The following is a 22,322-nucleotide window of genomic DNA, read 5'->3' on the forward strand; positions in this document are numbered from 1 at the left end:
AGCCTGTTTGACCGCGTTATGCGTGGTCAGATGGGCTTTTGTCATATGCTCCTAACTAATATATAGTAAGAGAGAAAGGTTTATTGGAGGTGTACATAATTTGATTATTGATGTCATCGGTGCGGGATCACTTGGTCTAATGTATGGAGGGGCCCTCATATATGCTGGAGAAGAAGTAAGGTTTTGGACTAGAACAAGTGAACAGGCTGCACAATTACTTGAAGCGGGGATGAAGATAAATCAGCCCGATGGACAAGTATGGAGGGTACAAGCGGGAAGCTTTGAAGCGAGAGACATTGCATCCCTGCCAGAAGTATGGAACCAGAAGCCTGGACATATGATCATGCTCATGTCGAAGCAAGGGGGTATTCAGGAGATAATGGAGATCCTGACAAAGGTCAGGAAGCTGGATGCCGCTTTATTTTGTTTTCAGAATGGAACAGGTCATATCCCTGTCATTGCCAAAGCGTTTCCTTCCACCCGGGTATATGCTGCAATTACAACAGAAGGAGCCAAACGAACGGACAAGGCTGAAGTGACGAGGGCTGGTTACGGAGAGACGCAGATCGGCTGGTCGAATCACCCAGGAATGCCTATCGAATCAGAAGTGGACACGCTAGTCGATAAATTGAATAAAGCAGGATTTGATACGAAATCGTCGAATGAAATCGATAGATTGATCTATCGGAAATTAGTCATTAATGCGGTAATTAATCCGCTGACCGCTCTTTGGAGAATACCGAATGGGGAATTACTGACAAACCAAGAGAGAAGGGAAGTAATGAAGCAGCTCTACAGTGAGGCTGTGGCTGTCTATGATGCTCATCAGATTGAATATGATACGAATCTATGGGAACAAGTTGTTGCTGTTTGTCAATCGACCTCGAGCAACTGGTCTTCCATGTGTATGGATGTTCTCCATGGCAGGCCGACGGAGATCGCTGCTATAAATGGCAGTATTGTTGCTATGGCCAGAGAGGCGGGAATGCGTGCGGAAGTCCATCAGCTTGTATGTTCACTTATTGAGGGGATGCCACTAGGGGAGGAGTAAAGGAATTGAACGCTATCGGATCATTTCTTATTGTACTTAGCATGCTTCCGTTTTTTCCTTTTTTGATCGTGTACTATGGGATGGTTTATTTCAAGAAGCCGAAGAAGACGGCTCTTCATATGGCAATGGATGTGACGACCATCTTTTTGATTGCAGCAGTTGCTGCTCTTTTTAACAGCACCTTTAATTTAAATTTTGGCGTTTATCTAATCTTGCTGGTGATGCTGATCGCCTTGGGTTTAATTGGAAGTGCACAAACTCGTTTAAAAGGGAAGATTAACTACAGAAGAATGATAAGAGCCGTTTGGCGCATGGCTTTTGTCGTAATGGGATTCAGCTACATAGTACTTTTAGCCTTTGGATTATTCAGCTACATAATAGATTTCATGTAAGAAAACATAACGTAAATTGTGTGCAAATTGTGTCGAATGTGTCGAATGGTGAAAAAAAGTAGTGTTTCAGAAAAAGTTATGTAGATTTTTTTGACCGCTGGTTGTATAATCTATAAACATATATACCACATCATCTTTTTAGGGGGAAATGCTTGATGAAAAGGAAGAGTTTGTTAGTCCTTTTGACGCTAGTTCTTGCATTTGGTTCCGTACTTGCAGCGTGCGGTTCTGACAATAGCAATGAAGGCAGTCAATCTGGTGAAGGTAATGCACCAGCAGAACAGGTTTTGAACATTAATTTGAGTGCTGAACCGCCGACTTTTGACCCGGCACAGGCTCAAGACAGCCAGACTAACACGGTATTGAAGCTTATGTATGAAGGCCTAGTTCGTATGGGCGAAGATGGTAACCCGGTTCCAGGTGTTGCGGAATCTTGGGAAGTTTCTGAAGATGGCAAAGAATACGTCTTCACACTTCGTGAAGATGCGAAATGGAGCAATGGCGATCCAGTAACAGCAAACGATTTCGTGTTCGCTTGGAAGCGCGTCCTTGATCCAGCTTCTACACCAGCTCCACCTTATGCTTACCAGCTGTACTACATCGAGAATGCAGAACAATTCAACACTGGCGAAATTACAGATTTCTCCCAAGTCGGCGTTGAAGCAGTAGACGAGAAGACTTTGAAAGTAAAATTGGTTAACCCAACTCCTTACTTCCTGGGTCTGACTTCCTTCTACACTTACTACCCAGTTCATTCCTCTGTTGATGGCAATGACAAATGGGCGACGAACAAAGATTCGATGGTTGTTAACGGACCATTCACACTGACTGAATGGACAACTGGTCAAAAGATTCAAGTTACGAAGAACGAACAATATTGGGACAAAGCGAACATTAACCTTGCTCGCGTAGATATGTCCTTGACAAACAGCGGTGCGACTGAACTTTCTTCTTATAGAAATGGTGAAATCGATTACGCTGGTGCACCTAACGGTGAGATCCCTACAGATCAAATTAAAGGTGTTCAAAGTGAACTTCCTGACGAATTTAATGTAAAAGGTATCGCTAGTACGTACTACTATATGTTTAACGTAACAGCTGAGCCTTTCCAAAATGCTAAAATCCGTAAAGCCTTTGCAATGTCTATCAATCGTCAAGCGATCGTTGACAACGTAACTCTTGGCGGACAGCTGCCAGCATTTGGATTCGTACCTCCAGGTATCAAAGGTGCTTCTGAAGAATTCCGTACTGAAGTTGAAGATGCATACTTTGAGGAGAATGCAGAAGAAGCAAAACGCTTGCTTGAAGAAGGTATGAAGGAAGAGGGCTACACTACACTTCCTAAAGTTACGCTGATCTACAACTCCAGTGAAGCTCACCAAAAATTGGCTGTAGCCGTAGCGGATATGTGGAAAAATGCTCTTGGCGTAGAAGTTGCCACTCAGAACCAAGAGTGGGGTGTGTTCCTTGAAACTCGTAAGAACCTGAACTATCAAGTAGCACGTGCTGGCTGGTCTGCTGACTACAATGATCCGATGACATTCATGGATATGTGGACTACTGGCAATGGTAACAATGATTCCGGTTATGCAAACCCTGAGTACGATGCGCTTATCAAACAAGCCGCTGTAGAGCAAGATGCAGCTAAACGTAATGATCTCTTTGCTCAAGCTGAGAAAATGCTCGTTGAAGAGGATATGGTCATTGCACCGTTGTACTACTATACAAATGTTTCTTTAACTAAGCCTTACCTTAAAGGCGTTAGCCTTGATTTCAGTGGAGCCATTGACTTCACTAGAGCTTCTGTTGAGGGTAAGTAAGGATATAACTGTATAGAAGCTTCGGGATATATATGCGGGCTAACCCTTATATATCCCGATTTTTTTGTATGTCGTTCATATTTGGTAAGTAATAGTAAAATTCGCAAATAACTAGAATAGATTTCAATCTCTAGTTTTTATAAAATTGTACTTGTACGACTGTTATTTTAATTTGCGGGGGGTGTCCATGATCATGATAAGATACGTGATCAATAGGCTGATTTTCATGCTGATATCTCTATTTATTCTCATCTCCGCTACGTTCTTCCTGATGAAGGCGATTCCGGGTAACCCGTTTATGAGTGAGAAGGCGACATCACCTGAAATTCAAGCCAGACTTATGGAGCAATATGGTCTCGATAAGCCGGTGTTCGTGCAATATATTGATTATCTCGGAAATATAATTACAGGAGATTTGGGGATCTCCATGAAGCGACTAAACCAAGATGTGGCCGAAATTATTGGTCAAACCTTTGGCGTGTCATTGAAGCTTGGACTTGTTGCTATCGTTGTCGCTGTAGTTGTAGGTATTCTCCTTGGAATGGTGGCAGCAATGAACCATCGCAAGCTGATCGACAACGTGGCTATGGTGCTTGCGGTTATTGGAATCGCGGTCCCGAGCTTCGTGCTGGCATCACTCCTGCAATTTTATCTGGCCCAAGAGCTTGGATTGTTCAAAGTAATGGGGCTGAACGGTCCGCTCGATTATGTTCTGCCGGTTGCGGCGCTCTCAGCCCAGCCTATTGCATACATTGCGCGTTTGACACGCTCCAACATGCTTGAAGTATTGCACGCTGATTATATCAAAACGGCCAAAGCCAAAGGCTTAAACAGCTTCACCATTATGTTCAGACACATTATTCGTAATGCGATCATGCCTGTAGTAACTTATATTGGACCAATGACGGCTAACGTAGTTACAGGTTCTGTTGTTATCGAGCGCGTATTCGGTATCGGCGGTATCGGTAAAGTATTCGTTGAGAGTATTACGACGCGTGATTATACCATGATTATGGGGATCACCATATTCTATGGCATTATTCTAATGCTGGCTCGTTTCCTGACGGACATTGCATATGTTCTTATCGATCCACGCATCAAACTTTCGAATGGAAAGGAGGGCTAGGTAGTGTCTGCAAATCAATCTAGCATCGATCCAAACAACACTCAGCTTACACCTGAAGATTTTAGAAGAATCGGGACGGATGAGAAGCAAGCAGAGGTCATTCAGCGTCAAAGTGTGTCAGCTATGCGCGATGCATGGGAGCGGCTTCTTAAAAATAAGCTCGCAATGACCAGCCTAGTCATCCTCGTGATCATTATTATTATGTCGATTGTTGCACCATTAATGTCCAGCTACGACTATCAAACCAATGATCTGATGAATGCCAATCAGCCTCCTTCCAAAGAGCATTGGTTCGGAACAGACGATCTTGGCCGCGATATGTGGGTACGTACCTGGTCAGGTGCGCAGATCTCGCTCATTATCGGTTTTGCAGCTGCCTTGATTGACCTTTGTATTGGGGTTATCTACGGCGGAATCATGGGCTTCTACGGTGGACGTGTCGGAGAAATCATGAATAAATTCTCTGAAATTCTGTATGCCATTCCTTACCTGCTCGTTACTATTTTGCTGCTTGTCGTGCTGGAACCAAGCGTTGCCACGATTATTATCGCCCTATGTATAACCGGCTGGATTAACATGGCCTGGATCGTACGGGGCGAAATTATGCAGCTCAAGAACAGAGAGTTCGTACTTGCTTCCAAATCCATGGGTGCAAACTCGTCTCGCCTTATCTTCAAACACTTGCTGCCCAATGCAGTAGGACCAATCATCGTAACACTGACTCTGTCTGTACCGAGTGCGATCTTCAGTGAGGCGTTCCTCAGCTTCCTTGGTCTGGGTGTACAAGCGCCTAGAGCGTCCCTGGGTTCCATGATCGAGAACGCACTTACAGGATGGATGTATTACCCTTGGCGGATGTTGTTCCCAGCAGGTCTGATCAGCTTAATTATGCTAGCGTTCAACCTCTTCGGTGACGGACTCCGTGACGCACTTGATCCAAAACTGAAAAAATAGGAGGTGGACATAATGGATCCGTTGTTGCAGGTTAAAGATCTTAACGTTTCATTTAAAGTAAGAGACGGCGAGGTAAAGGCCGTACGCGGCATGAATTTTGAAATCGGCAAGGGTGAGACGGTTGCGATTGTCGGTGAATCCGGTAGTGGTAAGAGTGTAACAGCCCAAACCATTATGCGTTTGATTCCTTCTCCACCGTCCATCATTAATAAAGGTGAAATTATTTTCCAAGGACAGGATTTGCTGAAGAAGACCAACAAGCAAATGGAATCCATTCGTGGTAAAGATATCGGCATGATCTTCCAAGATCCGATGACTTCCCTGAACCCTACCATCAAGATCGGTAAACAGATAACTGAAGTATTGATTAAGCATCAGAACATGTCCAAGGATGATGCGGCTAAAGAAGCGGTCAAAATGCTCAAGATGGTCGGCATCAAAAATGCGGAAGAGCGCTTTAATCAATATCCACACGAATTCTCAGGCGGTATGCGTCAGCGTGCGATGATCGCGATTGCGCTCGCTTGTAAGCCGGCCCTGCTGATCGCCGATGAGCCGACAACGGCTCTAGATGTAACGATCCAGGCCCAAATCATGGATGTTATGAAGGAAATGCAGGAGCAGCTTGGCACTTCAATTATCCTGATTACGCATGATCTTGGCGTAGTCGCTGGTATTGCAGACCGTGTTATTGTTATGTATGCTGGAGAAGTAGTAGAAACAGGTACGAAATACGAGATTTTCAAAAATCCGCAGCATCCATATACAAAAGGTTTGATGCGTTCCATGCCTCGTCTTGATCAGAAGAAGGACGAGCCGCTCATTCCGATCGTGGGTACACCGCCGGATCTGATCAAGCCGCCGCTCGGCTGCCCGTTTGCAGCACGTTGTGATCGTGCAATGAGCATATGCGAGCGCATTGATCCGGGTGCTACGGTATTCAGCGACACGCATATGGCACGTTGCTGGGAGCTGCATCCTATGGCGAAGGAGGTACATTCTTCATGAGCAAGAACTTGATTGAGGTTGAAGGTCTTAAGAAATACTTTAATGTAGGGAAGAATCGTACGCTCAAAGCCGTAGATAATCTTAACTTTTATATTCGTGAAGGTGAGACGCTTGGAATGGTAGGAGAATCCGGCTGTGGTAAATCTACGGCTGGACGTACAATTCTTCGATTGTATGAGCCTACTGCAGGCAGTGTGCGCTTTAACGGGACAGATATCTACAAGCTCTCACCGAACAAGATGAAAGCGATGCGCCGGGACATGCAGATGATCTTCCAGGATCCTTATGCATCACTCAATCCGCGTTTTACGGTTTCTGATATTATTGGTGAAGCTCTGGATATTCACAAAATGGCTGGAAGCAGCTTGGAGCGCAAGAAACGGATTGAGGAGCTGCTTGATCTCGTTGGACTGAATGCAGACCATGCGAACCGTTATCCGCATGAATTCTCCGGCGGTCAGCGTCAGCGGATCGGGATTGCCCGCGCGCTTGCGGTAAATCCTAAATTCATCATTTGTGATGAGCCGATTTCAGCACTTGACGTATCCATCCAGGCACAGGTGGTTAACCTTCTGAAGGATCTTCAGAATCGTTTGGGCCTGACGTACTTGTTCATTGCCCATGACCTCTCTATGGTTAAGCACATCAGTGACCGGGTTGCTGTTATGTACATGGGTAAAATGGTAGAGCTTGCGGACAGCGAAGAGCTGTATGCAAATCCGATCCATCCTTACACCAAAATGCTTCTATCTGCGATTCCAATTCCGGATCCGGACATTGAAGCGAATAAAAAGCGTATTATTATGCCTGAGGACAATTCCGGTCCAATCAGTTCGGGCAACGAGGGAGAGGCAGCGAAGAGCGCCTTTAACCTGGATAATGCGAAGCTGATCGAAGTATCCAAAGGCCATTTTGTGGCTGAGCCTTACGCTTGATCGAAATATGTAGTTTAGTGCCGCCGATGTTACATCGGCGGTTTTTTATATAATTATTACTTTGACGGAATATAAAGCATTCGGTACAATCGAATAAGGCTTTAAATGAATAGGAGGATGACCTCATGAATCTAATTCCTGAGGCGCTGCGTAGTGGATCACCTCTGGCGGAACATTATTTGCGTTACGATGAAGCCGTGCATCATTTGTACGAATATAATTTTCGCGACGTTTCCAGCTACATAGCGCGTGCCGAGTGGCTTGATCGAACCGGAGACACACGAGTAGACCGACAGGCTATTGTTAATTGCCTGCGTATATATAATGAAAATCGAAATCCCCACCCTGCAGTGAAGGCATCTCTCAACAGGCTGGCACAGGAGAACGCTTTGGTCGTTACCGGGGGACAGCAGAGCGGATTGTTCACCGGCTCTTTGCTTGTCATATACAAGGCAGCAACGATTATTAAAGCAGCCAAGATGGCAGAAGAGAAGCTTGGACGACCTGTCGTGCCCATATTCTGGATTGCGGGTGAGGACCACGATTGGGATGAGGTAGACCATACTTACTTGATGAGTTCAGATCTCTCAGTAACCAAAGTCAAAATGCCCGGCAAATATGAAGGGCGTTCTTCCGTGAGTGACGTTGTCGTAGAAAAGGAGCATTGGATTGCCGCTATTCATGAGCTGGAAGAGCTGCTGCCTGATTCGGAGAACAAGCCGCAGCTCATCGCTTCTATAAAAGAAGCAGTTCAGGACGAACATATCAGCCTGAGTGATGTGTTTGCCAAATTACTCGGGCAATTATTCGGTTCCTATGGACTTGTCCTTATGGACTCGGCAGATCCAGAGCTAAGAAGGCTCGAAGTGCCTGTGTTCGAACGTATTATCGAAGATAACGACATGCTTGAGCAGTGTTACCACGAATCTTCCGGCCGAGTTGTAACAAGCGGCTTCACAATGCAGGCCGATGTCGCCTCCGGAGGAGCCAATTTATTCTACATCCATGAGGGATCGAGATTGCTGCTGTTCAAGGAAGATGGTAGATTTGTCGATCGCAAAGGGTATGTCTCTTTTTCCAAAACAGAGCTGCTTGAAATTCTCCATCAGCATCCGGAGCGCTTTAGCAACAATGTTCTGACCCGGCCCTTAATGCAGGATTCTCTATTCCCGGTGCTGTCTACGGTACTCGGGCATGCCGAGATTGCGTATTGGGCGCTGACCAAAGATGCCTTTCACCGAATGGGTCTTCGTATGCCAATACTCATGCCGCGTTTGTCATATACGATTTTGGATCATCATATACAGAAGCTGATGGATAAATACGATTTGAATTTTGCCGATATCCAGTTCACTTTTGATGAGAAGAAAGAAGCCTGGCTGCTCAGCTTGGATGAATTTGATGTAAATGGACAGTTTGAAGATCTAAAGACTTCTTTCCACAAGCTGTATGCGCCATTGATTGAACAGCTCGGTCAGCTGGAGTCGGGACTAGGTCGTCTAGGAATGACTAACAGTGAGAAAATAGAAGAGCAGATTGAATATATGCAAAAAAGAACGAAGCAGGCCATCGCACAGCGACATGATGCTTCCCTTAAACAATGGGATTGTATAGAGAGATCGCTTTTCCCTTCTAAACGGCCACAGGAAAGAGTCTATAATGTTTACTATTACCTTAACCGGTATGGAACGGGCTGGTTGAAGGAATTAATGGAGGTTCCTGCTGATATGAGCGGCAACCATCATATTCTGTATATATAATTGGAGGAACAAGATGAGCACGGATGTGATTAAGAACAGTATCGTTGCAGATATGAACCTGGCCCCCGAAGGGCACCTGAAGATTGATTGGGTGGAGGCTCATATGCCGGTATTGAACCGGGTACGTAAAGAGTTTGAAGCAGATCAGCCCTTTAAAGGACTCAAAGTAACAATTTGCCTTCACTTAGAAGCAAAGACAGCTTATCTTGCAAAGGTTATACAGGCGGGCGGTGCTGAAGTAACGATTACGGGAAGCAATCCACTGTCTACTCAGGATGATGTATGTGCAGCATTGGTGGAGGACGGTATTACGGTGTTTGCCAAATATAATCCTGATCCGGTGGAATACAAGCAATTGATCCTGAAATCACTGGAGACGAAGCCTGACTTCATTATTGATGATGGCGGAGATCTTGTAACCATCCTTCATTCCGAGCGTCCAGATCTGCTGGAGACGATTCGCGGCGGAGCAGAAGAAACGACAACGGGCATTATTAAGCTGAAAGCCCTCGAAAAACAGAAGGTTTTGAACTTACCGATGGTGGCTGTAAATGACGCATATTGCAAACACTTATTCGACAATCGTTATGGGACAGGGCAATCTGCTTTCGATGGAATAATTCGGACTACAAATCTTGTCGTTGCCGGAAGCACCGTCGTTGTCGTCGGATACGGCTGGTGCGGCAAAGGCGTTGCGATGCGTGCCAAGGGACTTGGTGCGAATGTCATCGTAACAGAAGTGGATGCCATCAAGGCTGTAGAAGCTCACATGGATGGCTTCCGTGTCATGCCGATGGTCGAGGCTGCTAAGCTGGGTGATTTCTTCATCACGGTAACTGGAAACAAGGCGGTTATTACAGGTGAGCATTTTGATGTCATGAAGGATGGCGCCGTGCTGGCGAATGCAGGACATTTCGATGTGGAAGTGAGCATACCTGAGCTGAAGAAACGTTCTACATCAGTACGGACGGTACGGAAAAATATCGAGGAATACCAGTTTGCAGATGGACGCAAAATGTATCTGTTAGCAGAAGGACGTCTCGTGAACCTGGCTGCAGCAGATGGTCATCCGGCTGAAATTATGGACACGACTTTTGCCCTACAAGCACTGGGGCTGCGGTATGTAAGGGAAAATTATGAAACTCTCGAACCTGCTGTAATTAACGTTCCTTATGAGATTGATGAGAAGGTAGCCAGATACAAGCTGGAGAGCCTGAACATTGAGCTAGACACATTAACCGATGAGCAAATTCAATACTTGGACAGTTGGAACGTCTAATTTATGAAATGCTGAGCTGGGAATGCTTGGCACATGAGATATGGAATTGGAACGCCAAAGAGTGATGCTTATAAAGCCGAATTCGGCTTTTGGCATCGCTCTTTTTTGCTATGAACGAACCTGGTTTTTCATCCTTAGTCAAGGTAGCTCTCTAACATCTCTTCCAAAAAGTTTCAGTTGGAGAGAAGGGTTTTGATTTTTCAAAGCGAATCAATTATGCTTAAGTGGTGGAAAGTGGAGCAAAGTGGTGAGCAGGAGCTAAGGAGTGGTAGACAATGTTTATGGGGGAGTTCCAGCATAGCATTGACGATAAAGGCCGAATGATTATCCCGGCCAAGTTCCGTGACGCTCTCGGCCCGAGCTTTGTTGTCACACGTGGATTGGACCAGTGTTTGTTTGTGTATCCGATGAATGAATGGTCCATTCTGGAGCAGAAGCTAAAGGCTCTGCCGCTAATGAAATCCGATGCGCGTGCTTTTACCCGGTTTTTTTTCTCAGGAGCAACTGAATGCGAGCTTGATAAACAGGGCAGGGTAAATTTACCGATGAATTTACGCGATTACGCCAAGATGGACAAGGAATGCGTCGTACTTGGAGTATCCAATCGGGTAGAGATCTGGAGCAAAGGCATATGGGAACAATATTACAGCCAATCCGAAGAAACGTTTAACGACATTGCCGAAAAGCTGGTCGATTTCAATTTTGAGTTTTAGGATATGCACAATCCGTAATTACAAAAATGTCTGGAGGACAAACAAGTGTTTCACCACATTACCGTACTCAAAGAAGAAGCAACCGAAGGCCTTAACATCAAGCAGGACGGGATTTACGTGGACTGCACATTAGGCGGGGCAGGACATAGCTCGCTGATTGCCTCACGACTGGGACCCGAGGGACGACTGATCGCCTTCGATCAGGATGACTGGGCACTTGAAAATGCAAAAGAAAGGCTTGGAGAATTTGGGTCCAAGGTTACACTGGTCAAAACCAATTTCAGAGATCTCACTGCGGTATTAAGTGAACAGGATGTTCCAATGACCGAAGGGATTCCTCAAGTCGATGGCATTCTGTACGATCTTGGAGTATCTTCTCCACAGTTCGATGAAGGCGAGCGGGGATTCAGCTACAATCACGATGCCCCCCTTGATATGCGCATGGATCAGTCTGGTGATTTGACAGCAAGAGACATTGTAAATGAGTGGTCTGAAGAAGAAATTGCTCGAATTTTGTATGTTTATGGCGAAGAAAAGTTTTCAAGACGGATTGCAAGGGTAATAGTTGAAAAAAGGCAATCTGCAGCTATTGAAACTACGGGCGAATTGGTCGATATCATTAAAGAAGGTATTCCGGCAGCTGCCAGAAGAACGGGCGGACATCCTGCCAAACGGAGCTTCCAAGCTCTACGAATCGCCGTGAATGATGAGCTCGGTGCGTTTGAGGAGGCTTTGCATCAAGCAGTTCGCTGCTTGAAACCAGGCGGCAGAGTATCTGTTATTACGTTTCATTCCCTGGAAGACAGGATATGCAAACAGATTTTTAGCAGTTATTTGGAGAAATGTACATGCCCACCTGACTTCCCGTTATGTGTATGCGGCGGTAAAGGAACGCTCAAGCTCGTTAATCGCAAGCCGATTGTGCCGAGCGAGGCGGAACTTGCGCAGAACCCCAGAGCGCGTTCAGCTAAGCTGCGTGTAGCGGAGAAATTGTAATTAGAAACGTAAGGAGAGTCGAATATGGCCTATACACGTGGCAACCTGGCAGTTAAGGAAAGAGTGCAGGAGCAGCAAGCACAGCCCCAGCGGTATAAAGAGACGACAAAAGTCGTTACTCGAAGGACAGGTCTGCCGACAAGAGAGAAGCTTCTGTATCTGATATCTGTGATTGTATGTGTCATTGTTGTCAGTGTCATGGTTGGCAGATATGTAAACATCTATGATCTCAACAAGCAGACGCATTCTGTCGAACAAGCAACGGTGTTAGCCAATAAGGAAATTGCTGTTCTGGACGTTCATAAGGAGAAGCTGGAAAACGAGATCGTAGCGAAAGCTCGCGAGCTTGGCTACGTAGAGCAAACTTCGGATCGTGAAGTCATTCGAGTGCCGAGAACGGCAGTTAGTCCTACTTCATCTGAACAAGGCTCTTCAGACGGCAAGTAAGAAATGTGAGGTTTTGGACTATGGGGAAAATCAATAAAAGAATAAAACTTCGCACGTTACTCATTGGAGGGATCATCACCCTCTTTTTTCTTGTACTTGTGGGCAAAGTGTTCTGGATTCAAGTGGTCAACGCGGGCTTCTGGCAGGACTATGCTGCTCAATTGATAGAGAATTCCAAGACAATCCCGGCGAAGAGGGGGACAATTACAGACCGCAATGGCAATGTTCTGGCCACGGATGCACCTGCCTATACAGTGGCTGTAAATCCGGAGCTTATTCATGAGAAGGGGATCGAAGACGTGGTCGTCGAGGGTCTGCATGAATTGCTGGGCAAGGATGAAGCGGGGCTGAGGGAGGATGTGACGGCAACAAGAGAGAACGGTAGCCTCAGGCCGCATAGAGAAGTACGCAGCGAGGGTTATAAGATTGATCAGGAGTTAAGAGATAAGGTTGAAGAATTTCGCAATGAGCTGGACAAGGAGTATGGCGCGAAGAATGCCATCGTCTTAATGGATGAATCCAAGCGCTTTTATCCTAGGGATAATCTGGCGTCGCATGTGCTTGGTTATTTGAATAAAGAGGGAGACCCGGTTTATGGGCTCGAGCTGTACTATGATGAGGAGCTCAAAGGAACTGATGGCAGTCTCCAATATCAGAAGGATGGTATAGGTCTTGAGCTGACAAACTCGGATAGTGCCTATACGGCGCCGCAGAATGGTAAAAAATTAAAGCTGACCATTGATGATACGATTCAGTACTACATCGAGGAAGCGATGAAGGAAGCTTATGATAAATATGATCCGATCAGTATGACGGTCATTGCAGCCGATCCGAATACAATGGAGATCCTGGGCATGGCAAATCTGCCGAATTACAATCCGAACTCCTATTGGGAAACACCGGACAACTATTTCAATCATGCCATTCAATCCATTTACGAGCCGGGCTCTACGTTTAAGATTGTGACACTGGCTGCTGCAGTTGAAGAGAAATTGTTTAACCCGAATGCGACCTTTGAATCAGGTAGTATACAGGTTGGTGGCAGAAATATTAGTGATATTAGTCGTAATTGGGGGACGATCAGTTACTTAGAGGGTGTAAAACGCTCCAGTAACGTCGCCTTTGTCAACCTTGGTTACAAGATGCTTGGTGGAGAGAAGCTTCGCGATTATATTGATAAATTCGGTTTTGGTGTGAAGACCGGCATTGATCTTCCAACGGAGTCCGCTTCGCCGATTAGAGAGCTGGTATATGCTGCAGATATTGCGGCTGCTTCTTATGGTCATGGTCTTGTACAGGTAACACCTATTCAGCAGGTGGCTGCTATTTCAGCTATAGCTAATGGTGGCAAACTGCTTGAGCCGCATCTGGTGAAAGAAATATCAGATCCTAACAACGGTGAGGTAGAGTCAATTCAGCCAAAAGAAATCCGTCAGGTGGTATCACCCGAAACAGCAAGAACTGTTGGCAGTTATTTGGAGCAGGTTGTTGCCGATCAGGATCATGGATCAGGCCGTTATGCCTACATTGATGGTTACCGTGTAGCTGGGAAAACAGGAACAGCGATTAAATACATTAACGGAGAATATGATCATACGAAGTCCGTCGTTTCCTTTATCGGCTACGCACCTGTGGATGATCCTAAAATTGCAATGCTGGTCATGATTGATGAACCTAATGATCCAAACCTGGGAGGCGGTTCAGGGGCGGCTCCGATTTTTAAAGAAATCATGTCTAAATCACTCACTTATCTTGGCGTTCCGAAGGAAGCCGTAACAAGCGAGGATGGAGCAGAGACCACCCAGCCATTGGTACGCAAAAAAGCGCCTGATCTGGTCGGCAAATCCGGCAAGGATGCTCGCGCACAGCTCTTGGATGAGGGCATCGCCTATGAGACCCTCGGCAAGGGGAGTAAAGTGATACAGCAGTATCCAAAAGCAGGTGCCGAGCTTACTGCAGGCCAGCGAATCTACCTGCTTACCGAGCAGAGCGACACCATGGAAATTCCGGATTTGACAGGTGAATCTTTACGTGATGCGCTAGAAGTCCTAACCTTGCTTAAAGTGGGAGTTCGAGTTGAGGGTGAAGGTTATGTCACTAAGCAAAAAGTGGAAGTGACCGGAGAAAATCGTACGGCAGTACTTACACTGCAGACGGCGAAGGATGCTGTAACTGGTGAATCGACGGAGGGATCGGCAGATGAGGAAGGAAGTACAGCCGATAAACAGGCAGAAAGTCCTGATAATGCAGAACCTGACAGCTCCGGTTCAGAAGGGTCTGAGACATCCGACACAGATGCAGGCCCAGAAGAGTGAGACCGTAACGTAATAGAATAAAGCTTGTTCTATTCCCTGGTTGTCCCGAATATTCATGATTAAGCATGTCATTGTGAATACGAAAGACAAGTAGGGGGGAGATACATATGGCCAAAGTATCCAGCGTGACGCTTCGCCGCCGCTTGCTGTGGTGCATGCTGATACTGCTCATTCTTTTTGCGGCGCTGGCGATCCGTCTAGCTTATGTGCAGCTTGCCAAAGGACCAGAATTGGCAGAGGAAGCCGAGAATCTGTGGCGGAGGCAAATTCCATATACTGCTAAGCGCGGAGAAATACTTGACCGTAACGGCACATCACTTGCTTATAATATTACGACACCAACCGTTATGGCTATTCCGGTTCAGGTGAAGGAGAAGGAAAAAACGGCTGAAGCCCTAGCGCCGCTTCTTGGGATGACGCAGGAGAAGGTGCTCGGTATCATTTCCAAGACCGAAAGAATAGTCGAGATAAAGCCCGGGGGCCGAAAAATTACGATGGAGAAAGCACAGGAAATTCGTGATTTGGAGCTTCCGGGCATTGTTGTTGCTGAGGACAATAAGCGGTTTTATCCTTACGGCGATTTGGCAGCACATATTCTCGGGTTCACAGGAATTGATAATCAAGGGTTAACCGGGATTGAGAAGAAGTACGATGATAACCTCAAGGGCATCGGAGGAGGAATTGAATACCTGTCGGATGCAGCAGGCAGGCTGATGCCAGGTTCATCAGATGAGTATGTCGCACCAAAGGACGGGCTCAACCTTCAGCTGACCATTGATCAGCCGATTCAATCCATTATCGAGCGTGAGCTGGATCAGGCGATGGTCAAATTTGAGGCCAATTCCGCCTTAGCGATAGCCATGAATCCGAAGACCGGAGAAATTCTTGGCATGTCGAGTCGTCCAAGCTATGAGCCGGGTAATTATCAGGAATATCCTGCAGAAATATACAACCGGAATTTACCTGTATGGATGACCTATGAGCCGGGTTCTACCTTCAAGATTATTACCCTCGCTGCTGCACTGGAAGAGAAGAAGGTGGATCTTGTTAACGATCATTTCTTCGATCCAGGCTATGTTGAGGTTGGCGGAGCCCGGCTTCGCTGCTGGAAAAAGGGTGGACACGGCAGCCAGACCTTTTTACAGGTTGTGGAAAACTCATGTAATCCGGGGTTTGTTGCTTTAGGGAACAAGCTTGGCAAAGAGACGCTTTTCGAGTATATTAAAAACTTCGGTTTCGGTGCAAAGACAGGAATTGACCTGAGTGGAGAAGCTTCTGGAATACTATTCAAGCTTTCCCAGGTTGGACCTGTGGAGCTTGCGACGACAGCCTTTGGTCAGGGTGTTTCGGTTACTCCAATTCAGCAGATCACCGCAGTCTCTGCCGCGATAAACGGCGGGAAATTATACAAACCGTTTGTTGCCAAAGCATGGGTCGATCCCATAACGGGCAAAGTTGTCGATGAAACCGAGCCGGAGATGGTAAGACAGGTGATATCGGAGGAGACGTCCAAGCAGGTTCGTGAAGCGCTCGAAAGTGTGGTTGCGAAGGGGACCGGACGACCAGCCTTTATCGACGGTTATCGGGTCGGAGGCAAGACAGGTACCGCACAGAAAGTCATTAACGGTCGTTATTCAACAACCGAACATATCGTTTCGTTTATCGGTTTTGCACCAGCGGATGATCCTCAGATTGTGGTGTATACCGCGGTAGACAATCCGAAGGGGATTCAATTCGGGGGCGTAGTGGCGGCTCCGATTGTCCAGAACATATTAGAGGATTCATTACATTATTTGCAGGTTCCGCAGCGGAAGGATCAGCTTGAGAAGAATTATAAATATGGAGAAACACCAATTGTAACCGTACCAGACCTTACAGGAGCAACGGTACAGGATCTGTATGAAGATCTGAATATGAACTTTATGCTCGTCAAATCAGGAACTGGCAATACGGTCATCAGTCAGGCACCAAAACCAGGAGCCAGGGTGGAAAGAGGCTCGACCATACGAATTTATATGGGAAGTCATCCGGAAGATGCTCACGAGCATGACACCAATACATCCTCTGGCAAGGAAAAAGAAGGAAGTTGATGTTTTTACTTCGCTTCCTATGGACCATAATGCTAGGTAACGGATACAATAGGGAAGGATGACGTTTTAATTTAGGGAAAGAAGGAATACATGTGCTTTTAAAACAGTTTGCTTCCTTGCTGCAGACAAGTAAAGTCACAGGCAACGGGGATACGGAGATTACAGGAATACAAACAGATTCTAGAAAAGTTACCGAAGGAGATCTGTTTATTTGCCTGCCTGGTCACACGGTAGATGGGCATGATTACGCTCAGACAGCGGTGGATCAAGGGGCTGCTGCGCTTGTTGTTGAACGGGAGCTGGAAGCTCGTGTTCCACAAATTATCGTAAATAGCAGCCGTTTAGCGATGGCCGTCTTTTCTAATCATTTCTTTGAGTCGCCAAGCCAGCGCTTGAACATGATCGGAGTAACCGGTACGAATGGCAAGACGACAACCTCTTATCTCATTGAGAAAATTTTAAACGATGCAGGTCAAAGTACAGGTCTCATCGGTACAATACAAATGCGTTACGCAGGTAAAGAGTTCCCTATGTCCGGGACGACACCAGAAGCGCTGGAATTGCAGCGCAGCCTGCATCATATGGTGCAGGAAGGGGTCGAGAACTGTGTCATGGAGGTCTCCTCACATGCGCTGGAACAGGGACGTGTCAAAGGGACCGACTTCCGTACGGCGGTGTTCACGAATCTTACGCAGGACCATCTCGATTACCATCTCACCATGGAATCCTATCGAAGTGCCAAAGGTTTGTTATTTGCAAGACTAGGCAACGGGTATACAGAGGAAATCTCAAAACGTAAATATGCAGTCTTGAACGCCGATGATGAGGCATCCAAGTATTTTGCCAGCCTGACAGCAGCCGAAGTCGTGACTTACGGTATTGATACAGAAGCGGATGTGAAAGCATCCAATATTAAAATCACAGCACAAGGTACATTCTTCCATGTAGATACATTTAAAGGCAGCGCTGATATTCAGCTTCGCATGGTAGGCAAATTCAATGTATACAATGCGCTGGCTGCGACCACGGCTTCACTACTGGAGGGAATTTCCCTCGAAGCTATTAAACAAAGTCTTGAATCCATTCCAGGTGTGGACGGACGGGTTGAAGCCGTTGCTTGCGGTCAGGACTTTGCCGTAATTGTTGACTATGCCCATACACCAGATGGGCTTGAAAATGTGCTTCGAACGGTTAATGAGTTTGCGGAGCGCAGAGTGCTCTGTGTCTTTGGCTGCGGGGGAGACCGCGACCGCACAAAGCGTCCCATTATGGGGCAGATTGCTGCTAAATACAGTGACAAGGTATTTATTACGTCCGATAATCCCCGTACTGAGAATCCGGATGCCATTCTTGAAGATATTAAACAGGGACTTATCGATATGGGGACCGAGCCTGACAAATACGAACTTATCGTGGATCGGAAGGCGGCTATCCATCGTGCTATTGAGCAGGCAAGCTCCGGCGATGTAGTATTGATTGCGGGTAAAGGTCATGAGACGTATCAAATTCTGGGTACGACAAAAACAGATTTCGATGATCGTCTGGTGGCAAAAGAAGCGATAAGGGGCATAGCAAAGTGATAAAAAGAACGTTATATCAAATTGCACAGATGTGCGGCGGCACACTCTTGAGAGATCAAGACAGTGAATTAATTATAAATGGTGTATATACGGATTCACGTAAATCTGCTGAAGGACAGCTGTTTGTACCTTTGGCCGGTGAGCGTTTCGATGGACATGAATATGCTGCAGAGTGTCTGGCTGCAGGCGCGGCCGGGATTATGTGGCAGAACGATCATGGCACACCTCCCGAAGGGCCGGTTGTTGTCGTAGAGGACACTCTTCTGGCATTGCAGGAGTTATCCGCGGCTTATTTAAGGGAGAGTGGAGCATCCGTAGTAGCTATTACGGGCAGCAATGGCAAGACAACGACCAAGGATATGGTGTATTCGCTGTTATCCACTACCTTTAAGGTGCATAAGACGCAGGGGAATTTCAATAATCATATTGGACTGCCGTTAACCATTCTTGATATGCCTCAAGATACGCAGATTGTGATCCTGGAGATGGGCATGAGCGGCCGGCATGAAATTGAGAGACTGGCAGAAATTGCTCGTCCGGATGTTGCCGTTATTACGAACATTGGAGAAGCTCATTTGCTGCAGCTCGGTTCCAGAGAGGAAATTGCACGTGCCAAGCTCGAAATCGTAAGCGGACTGAAGAACGACGGCCTGCTTATCTACAATGGTGATGATTCACTTGCTGATCGTGTTCTAGCTGAGCCGTCTACGAAGAAGCCGAAGGAGTTCAAACGATTTACCTTTGGAATGAATCAGACAAATAATGATTTCCCTACGGGGATTACGAATCATGCCGGCGGGATGATCTTTACTTCTGTTTCCTCCGGCGAGGAGGCCATGCAAATACCGCTGATAGGTCAGCACAATGTGATTAACTCGCTGGCTGCGCTTGCCGTCGCAAGACATTACGGCGTATCTCATGAGGATATGCAAAAGGGCTTGGCAGAAGTGAAGCTGACGGGAATGCGCATCGAAGTGATGAAGGGCGTCAGTGGAATTACGGTGCTGAACGATGCATACAACGCAAGCCCAACTGCAATGAAGGCAGCGGTCGATGCCCTTAGCGGACTTGCAGGCTATGAACGAAAAGCAGCAGTCCTTGGAGATATGCTGGAGCTTGGACCAAGAGAAGAAGAGCTTCATGAGGAGATTGGACACTATCTGACACCGGCCAAGCTTGATCTGGTATTCACATATGGTTCCTTGTCTTCGAGCATCGCAAAAGGCGCGTTACAGAATATGCCGAGCCATGCGGTGCATGCTTTTGAGGATAAGGCTGCTTTAATTGCCCATTTGAAGGCAACAATGACACCTAAGGATGTTGTTCTTGTCAAGGCTTCCAGGGGCATGAAGCTGGAGGAAGTTGCTAACGCACTAATCAATGAACCATTACAGATCGAAGTTGACTAGAGAGGTGTTATCATGGATTTTCAATTAATGCTGCTAACGATCGGTGTGTCATTCATCCTGGCGGTGATTGCTGCACCGATTCTAATACCACTCCTGCGCCGTATGAAATTCGGGCAGCAGGTTAGAGAAGATGGACCTCAGAGCCATCTCAAGAAATCGGGTACACCGACAATGGGCGGCGTTGTCATCGTGCTTGCCTTTACGCTGGCCTTCTTAAAGTTTGCACCTGCGAAGAACACGGATTTTTATGTTCTGATCGTGGCAACTTTAGGCTTTGGCTTAATCGGTTTCCTGGATGACTATATTAAGATTGTGTTTAAACGTTCGCTGGGGCTTACCGCAAGGCAGAAGCTGTTTGGCCAGCTGCTATTTGCGGCGATTATGTGCTTCTTGCTTATACAGAATGGTCACAGTACAGAGATTGCCTTGCCTGGAACATCATGGGCATTCGACCTTGGTCCGTGGTTCTACTATCCGTTCATTGTTATCATGATGCTTGCTATAAGTAATGCAGTGAATTTCACGGATGGTCTGGACGGACTATTGTCCGGCGTAAGTGCCATAGCTTTTGGCGCGTTTGCCATTGTAGCGATGCAGGCTACTTCACTACCGGCTGCCGTTTGCGCAGCAGCGATGATTGGAGCCGTACTTGGATTCCTTGTCTACAATGCGCACCCAGCCAAAGTATTTATGGGGGATACCGGCTCGCTTGCGATCGGGGGTGCCATCGGAGCTATAGCCATCGTCACAAAGACAGAGCTCTTATTCCTCGTAATCGGCGGTATATTCGTTATTGAGATGCTGTCCGTCGTTATTCAGGTTGTATCTTTTAAAACAAGAGGCAAACGTGTGTTTAAAATGAGCCCGATTCATCACCATTTTGAATTGTCGGGATGGTCTGAATGGCGTGTAGTAATTACTTTTTGGGCCGTAGGACTGCTGCTCGCTGGTCTCGGACTTTATATCAACAAGGGGTTGTAATTCATGAATCATCCGGAGAGTTATAAAGGAATGGACGTCGTTGTTCTTGGCCTGGCCAAGAGCGGCGTACAGGTGGCTAAGGTGCTGCATCAGGCTGGAGCCCATGTTATTGTTAACGATCAAAAGGACAGAGCGCAGTGTCCCGAAGCATCCGAACTGGAGGCTTTGGGAATTTCTGTTATATGCGGAGGGCATCCGGATGATCTGATTTATCCTGGAGTGCAGCTTCTGGTCAAGAACCCGGGGATCCCATATAAGGTTGCACCGATTCAGAAGGCGCTGGAGCTGGGCATCGAAGTCGTCACTGAGGTTGAAGTGGCTTATCATATTTGCAAAGCTCCCATCATAGGAATTACAGGCTCTAATGGAAAAACAACAACAACGACCTGGGTAGGTCTTTTGCTCGAGAATGCCGGCTTGTCACCGATTGTGGCGGGAAATATTGGCACTCCGTTATCCGAGGCAGCGCAGGCCGCGAAAAAAGAGGATATCATGGTCGTCGAGCTTAGCAGCTTCCAGCTCAAGGGAACGACGGATTTTCGTCCTGCCGTCAGCTGCCTGCTCAACGTTTCGGAGACGCATCTTGATTACCATGGCGGGATGGAGGATTACATCGCTTCCAAAGCCAAGCTGTTCAACAATCAGACACCAGAGGATTATGCGGTTATTAACTGGGATGATCCTGTATGCAGACAGCTTGTGCCTTATATCAAAGGCAGAATTTTGCCATTCTCACTGACAGAAACACTGCAAGCCGGTGTATATGCAGATCCTCCCTACATAACGGATGTTGAAGATGATATTGAGAGAACCATCATGTATCGTGATTTTGATGGAGGAATTCATCCAATTATTTCTGTGGATGAGATAAAACTGCCGGGTCGTTTCAACGTTGCCAATGCGCTGGCTGCCTGTGCGATTGCGTTAGCAGCGGGTGCTGCTCCTTCAGCGCTTTCGGCTCCCCTATCCACATTCAGGGGAGTAGAGCACCGAATGGAATATGTACAGAATCATGCAGGTGCAGCGTACTATAACAATTCCAAGGCGACGAATGCGAAGGCTACTCTTAATGCGCTCACCTCATTCAAAGAGCCCATCGTGCTGATTGCAGGTGGTCTTGACCGTGGGTCCGACTATATGGATATGTTAGAAGTGTTCACAGAGAGAGTGAAGGCTGTCGTTTTGCTGGGGCAAACGAAGGATAAGCTGGCTGAGGTTGCGAAACTTGCCGGTCTAAACGATATTCGGATTGTCGATAATGGGGAGGATGCCGCCGCAGCGCTTGTCGAAGCGGTTAAAAATGCTTCCGAGCTGGCACAAGCAGGGGATGTTGTTCTGTTGTCGCCTGCATGCGCGAGCTGGGATATGTTTAGCTCCTATGAAGAGCGTGGACGCATTTTTAAAGAGGCGGTGCATAATCTGTAAGTAGGGGGGTGGATAAGCCCCTACTACTTATGTAAGAGGTG

18 protein-coding genes are annotated in these 22,322 nt (G+C 46.7%); all 18 read left to right on the forward strand.

What is annotated here, in order from left to right; genetic code table 11:
* Window positions 1-100 precede the first annotated feature (100 nt).
* Window positions 101-1,051, forward strand: coding sequence for a ketopantoate reductase family protein (locus tag ACFSVM_RS17245; protein WP_379263608.1), 951 nt, complete (start codon window positions 101-103; stop codon window positions 1,049-1,051).
* A 5-nt stretch (window positions 1,052-1,056) separates the two neighbouring features.
* Window positions 1,057-1,443, forward strand: a complete 387-nt coding sequence (locus ACFSVM_RS17250; RefSeq protein ID WP_238546315.1) for a DUF3397 domain-containing protein — start codon at window positions 1,057-1,059, stop codon at window positions 1,441-1,443.
* Between the two features lie 155 nt (window positions 1,444-1,598).
* Window positions 1,599-3,263 carry a peptide ABC transporter substrate-binding protein gene (locus ACFSVM_RS17255; protein WP_090725389.1) on the forward strand — a complete coding sequence of 555 codons (1,665 nt, stop codon included), beginning with the start codon at window positions 1,599-1,601 and terminating at the stop codon, window positions 3,261-3,263.
* Window positions 3,264-3,456: 193 nt separating this feature from the next.
* Entirely contained in the window at window positions 3,457-4,389 is a 933-nt protein-coding gene (locus ACFSVM_RS17260; protein ID WP_076313542.1) for an ABC transporter permease, read from the forward strand.
* 3 nt (window positions 4,390-4,392) lie between these two features.
* On the forward strand, window positions 4,393-5,343 hold the full coding sequence (locus ACFSVM_RS17265) for an ABC transporter permease (RefSeq protein WP_076313248.1): 951 nt from the start codon (window positions 4,393-4,395) through the stop codon (window positions 5,341-5,343).
* A gap of 12 nt (window positions 5,344-5,355) precedes the next feature.
* A complete protein-coding gene (locus ACFSVM_RS17270; RefSeq protein ID WP_076313247.1) occupies window positions 5,356-6,351 on the forward strand; it encodes an ABC transporter ATP-binding protein in 996 nt (331 codons plus the stop codon).
* A complete protein-coding gene (locus ACFSVM_RS25810; protein ID WP_047910857.1) occupies window positions 6,348-7,286 on the forward strand; it encodes an ABC transporter ATP-binding protein in 939 nt (312 codons plus the stop codon). Before ACFSVM_RS17270 ends, ACFSVM_RS25810 begins: the two co-directional genes overlap by 4 nt.
* A gap of 125 nt (window positions 7,287-7,411) precedes the next feature.
* Window positions 7,412-9,046: a bacillithiol biosynthesis cysteine-adding enzyme BshC gene (gene bshC / locus ACFSVM_RS17290; protein WP_076313246.1), complete on the forward strand. Its 1,635-nt coding sequence runs from the start codon at window positions 7,412-7,414 to the stop codon at window positions 9,044-9,046.
* 13 nt (window positions 9,047-9,059) lie between these two features.
* Window positions 9,060-10,325: an adenosylhomocysteinase gene (locus ACFSVM_RS17295; protein ID WP_076313245.1), complete on the forward strand. Its 1,266-nt coding sequence runs from the start codon at window positions 9,060-9,062 to the stop codon at window positions 10,323-10,325.
* Between the two features lie 275 nt (window positions 10,326-10,600).
* A complete protein-coding gene (gene mraZ, locus ACFSVM_RS17300; protein ID WP_047910860.1) occupies window positions 10,601-11,038 on the forward strand; it encodes a division/cell wall cluster transcriptional repressor MraZ in 438 nt (145 codons plus the stop codon).
* Between the two features lie 45 nt (window positions 11,039-11,083).
* Entirely contained in the window at window positions 11,084-12,034 is a 951-nt protein-coding gene (gene rsmH / locus ACFSVM_RS17305; RefSeq protein ID WP_076313244.1) for a 16S rRNA (cytosine(1402)-N(4))-methyltransferase RsmH, read from the forward strand.
* A gap of 24 nt (window positions 12,035-12,058) precedes the next feature.
* Window positions 12,059-12,481 carry a hypothetical protein gene (locus tag ACFSVM_RS17310; protein WP_076313243.1) on the forward strand — a complete coding sequence of 141 codons (423 nt, stop codon included), beginning with the start codon at window positions 12,059-12,061 and terminating at the stop codon, window positions 12,479-12,481.
* Window positions 12,482-12,510: 29 nt separating this feature from the next.
* Entirely contained in the window at window positions 12,511-14,796 is a 2,286-nt protein-coding gene (locus tag ACFSVM_RS17315) for a penicillin-binding transpeptidase domain-containing protein (RefSeq protein WP_449290223.1), read from the forward strand.
* A gap of 107 nt (window positions 14,797-14,903) precedes the next feature.
* Window positions 14,904-16,886: a stage V sporulation protein D gene (locus ACFSVM_RS17320; RefSeq protein ID WP_090725390.1), complete on the forward strand. Its 1,983-nt coding sequence runs from the start codon at window positions 14,904-14,906 to the stop codon at window positions 16,884-16,886.
* Between the two features lie 92 nt (window positions 16,887-16,978).
* Window positions 16,979-18,466, forward strand: coding sequence for a UDP-N-acetylmuramoyl-L-alanyl-D-glutamate--2,6-diaminopimelate ligase (locus ACFSVM_RS17325; RefSeq protein WP_076313241.1), 1,488 nt, complete (start codon window positions 16,979-16,981; stop codon window positions 18,464-18,466).
* The gene (locus ACFSVM_RS17330) at window positions 18,466-19,875 is read left to right on the forward strand and encodes a UDP-N-acetylmuramoyl-tripeptide--D-alanyl-D-alanine ligase (protein WP_076313540.1); all 1,410 of its coding nucleotides are present in this window, start codon (window positions 18,466-18,468) and stop codon (window positions 19,873-19,875) included. The genes ACFSVM_RS17325 and ACFSVM_RS17330 overlap by 1 nt, the downstream gene beginning before the upstream one ends.
* Window positions 19,876-19,887: 12 nt before the next feature.
* Window positions 19,888-20,856: a phospho-N-acetylmuramoyl-pentapeptide-transferase gene (gene mraY / locus ACFSVM_RS17335; protein WP_047910865.1), complete on the forward strand. Its 969-nt coding sequence runs from the start codon at window positions 19,888-19,890 to the stop codon at window positions 20,854-20,856.
* A 3-nt stretch (window positions 20,857-20,859) separates the two neighbouring features.
* Window positions 20,860-22,281, forward strand: coding sequence for a UDP-N-acetylmuramoyl-L-alanine--D-glutamate ligase (gene murD, locus ACFSVM_RS17340; RefSeq protein WP_379263619.1), 1,422 nt, complete (start codon window positions 20,860-20,862; stop codon window positions 22,279-22,281).
* Window positions 22,282-22,322 lie beyond the last annotated feature (41 nt).

This window comes from Paenibacillus shunpengii, from assembly GCF_042684905.1.
Lineage (GTDB): Bacteria > Bacillota > Bacilli > Paenibacillales > Paenibacillaceae > Paenibacillus > Paenibacillus shunpengii.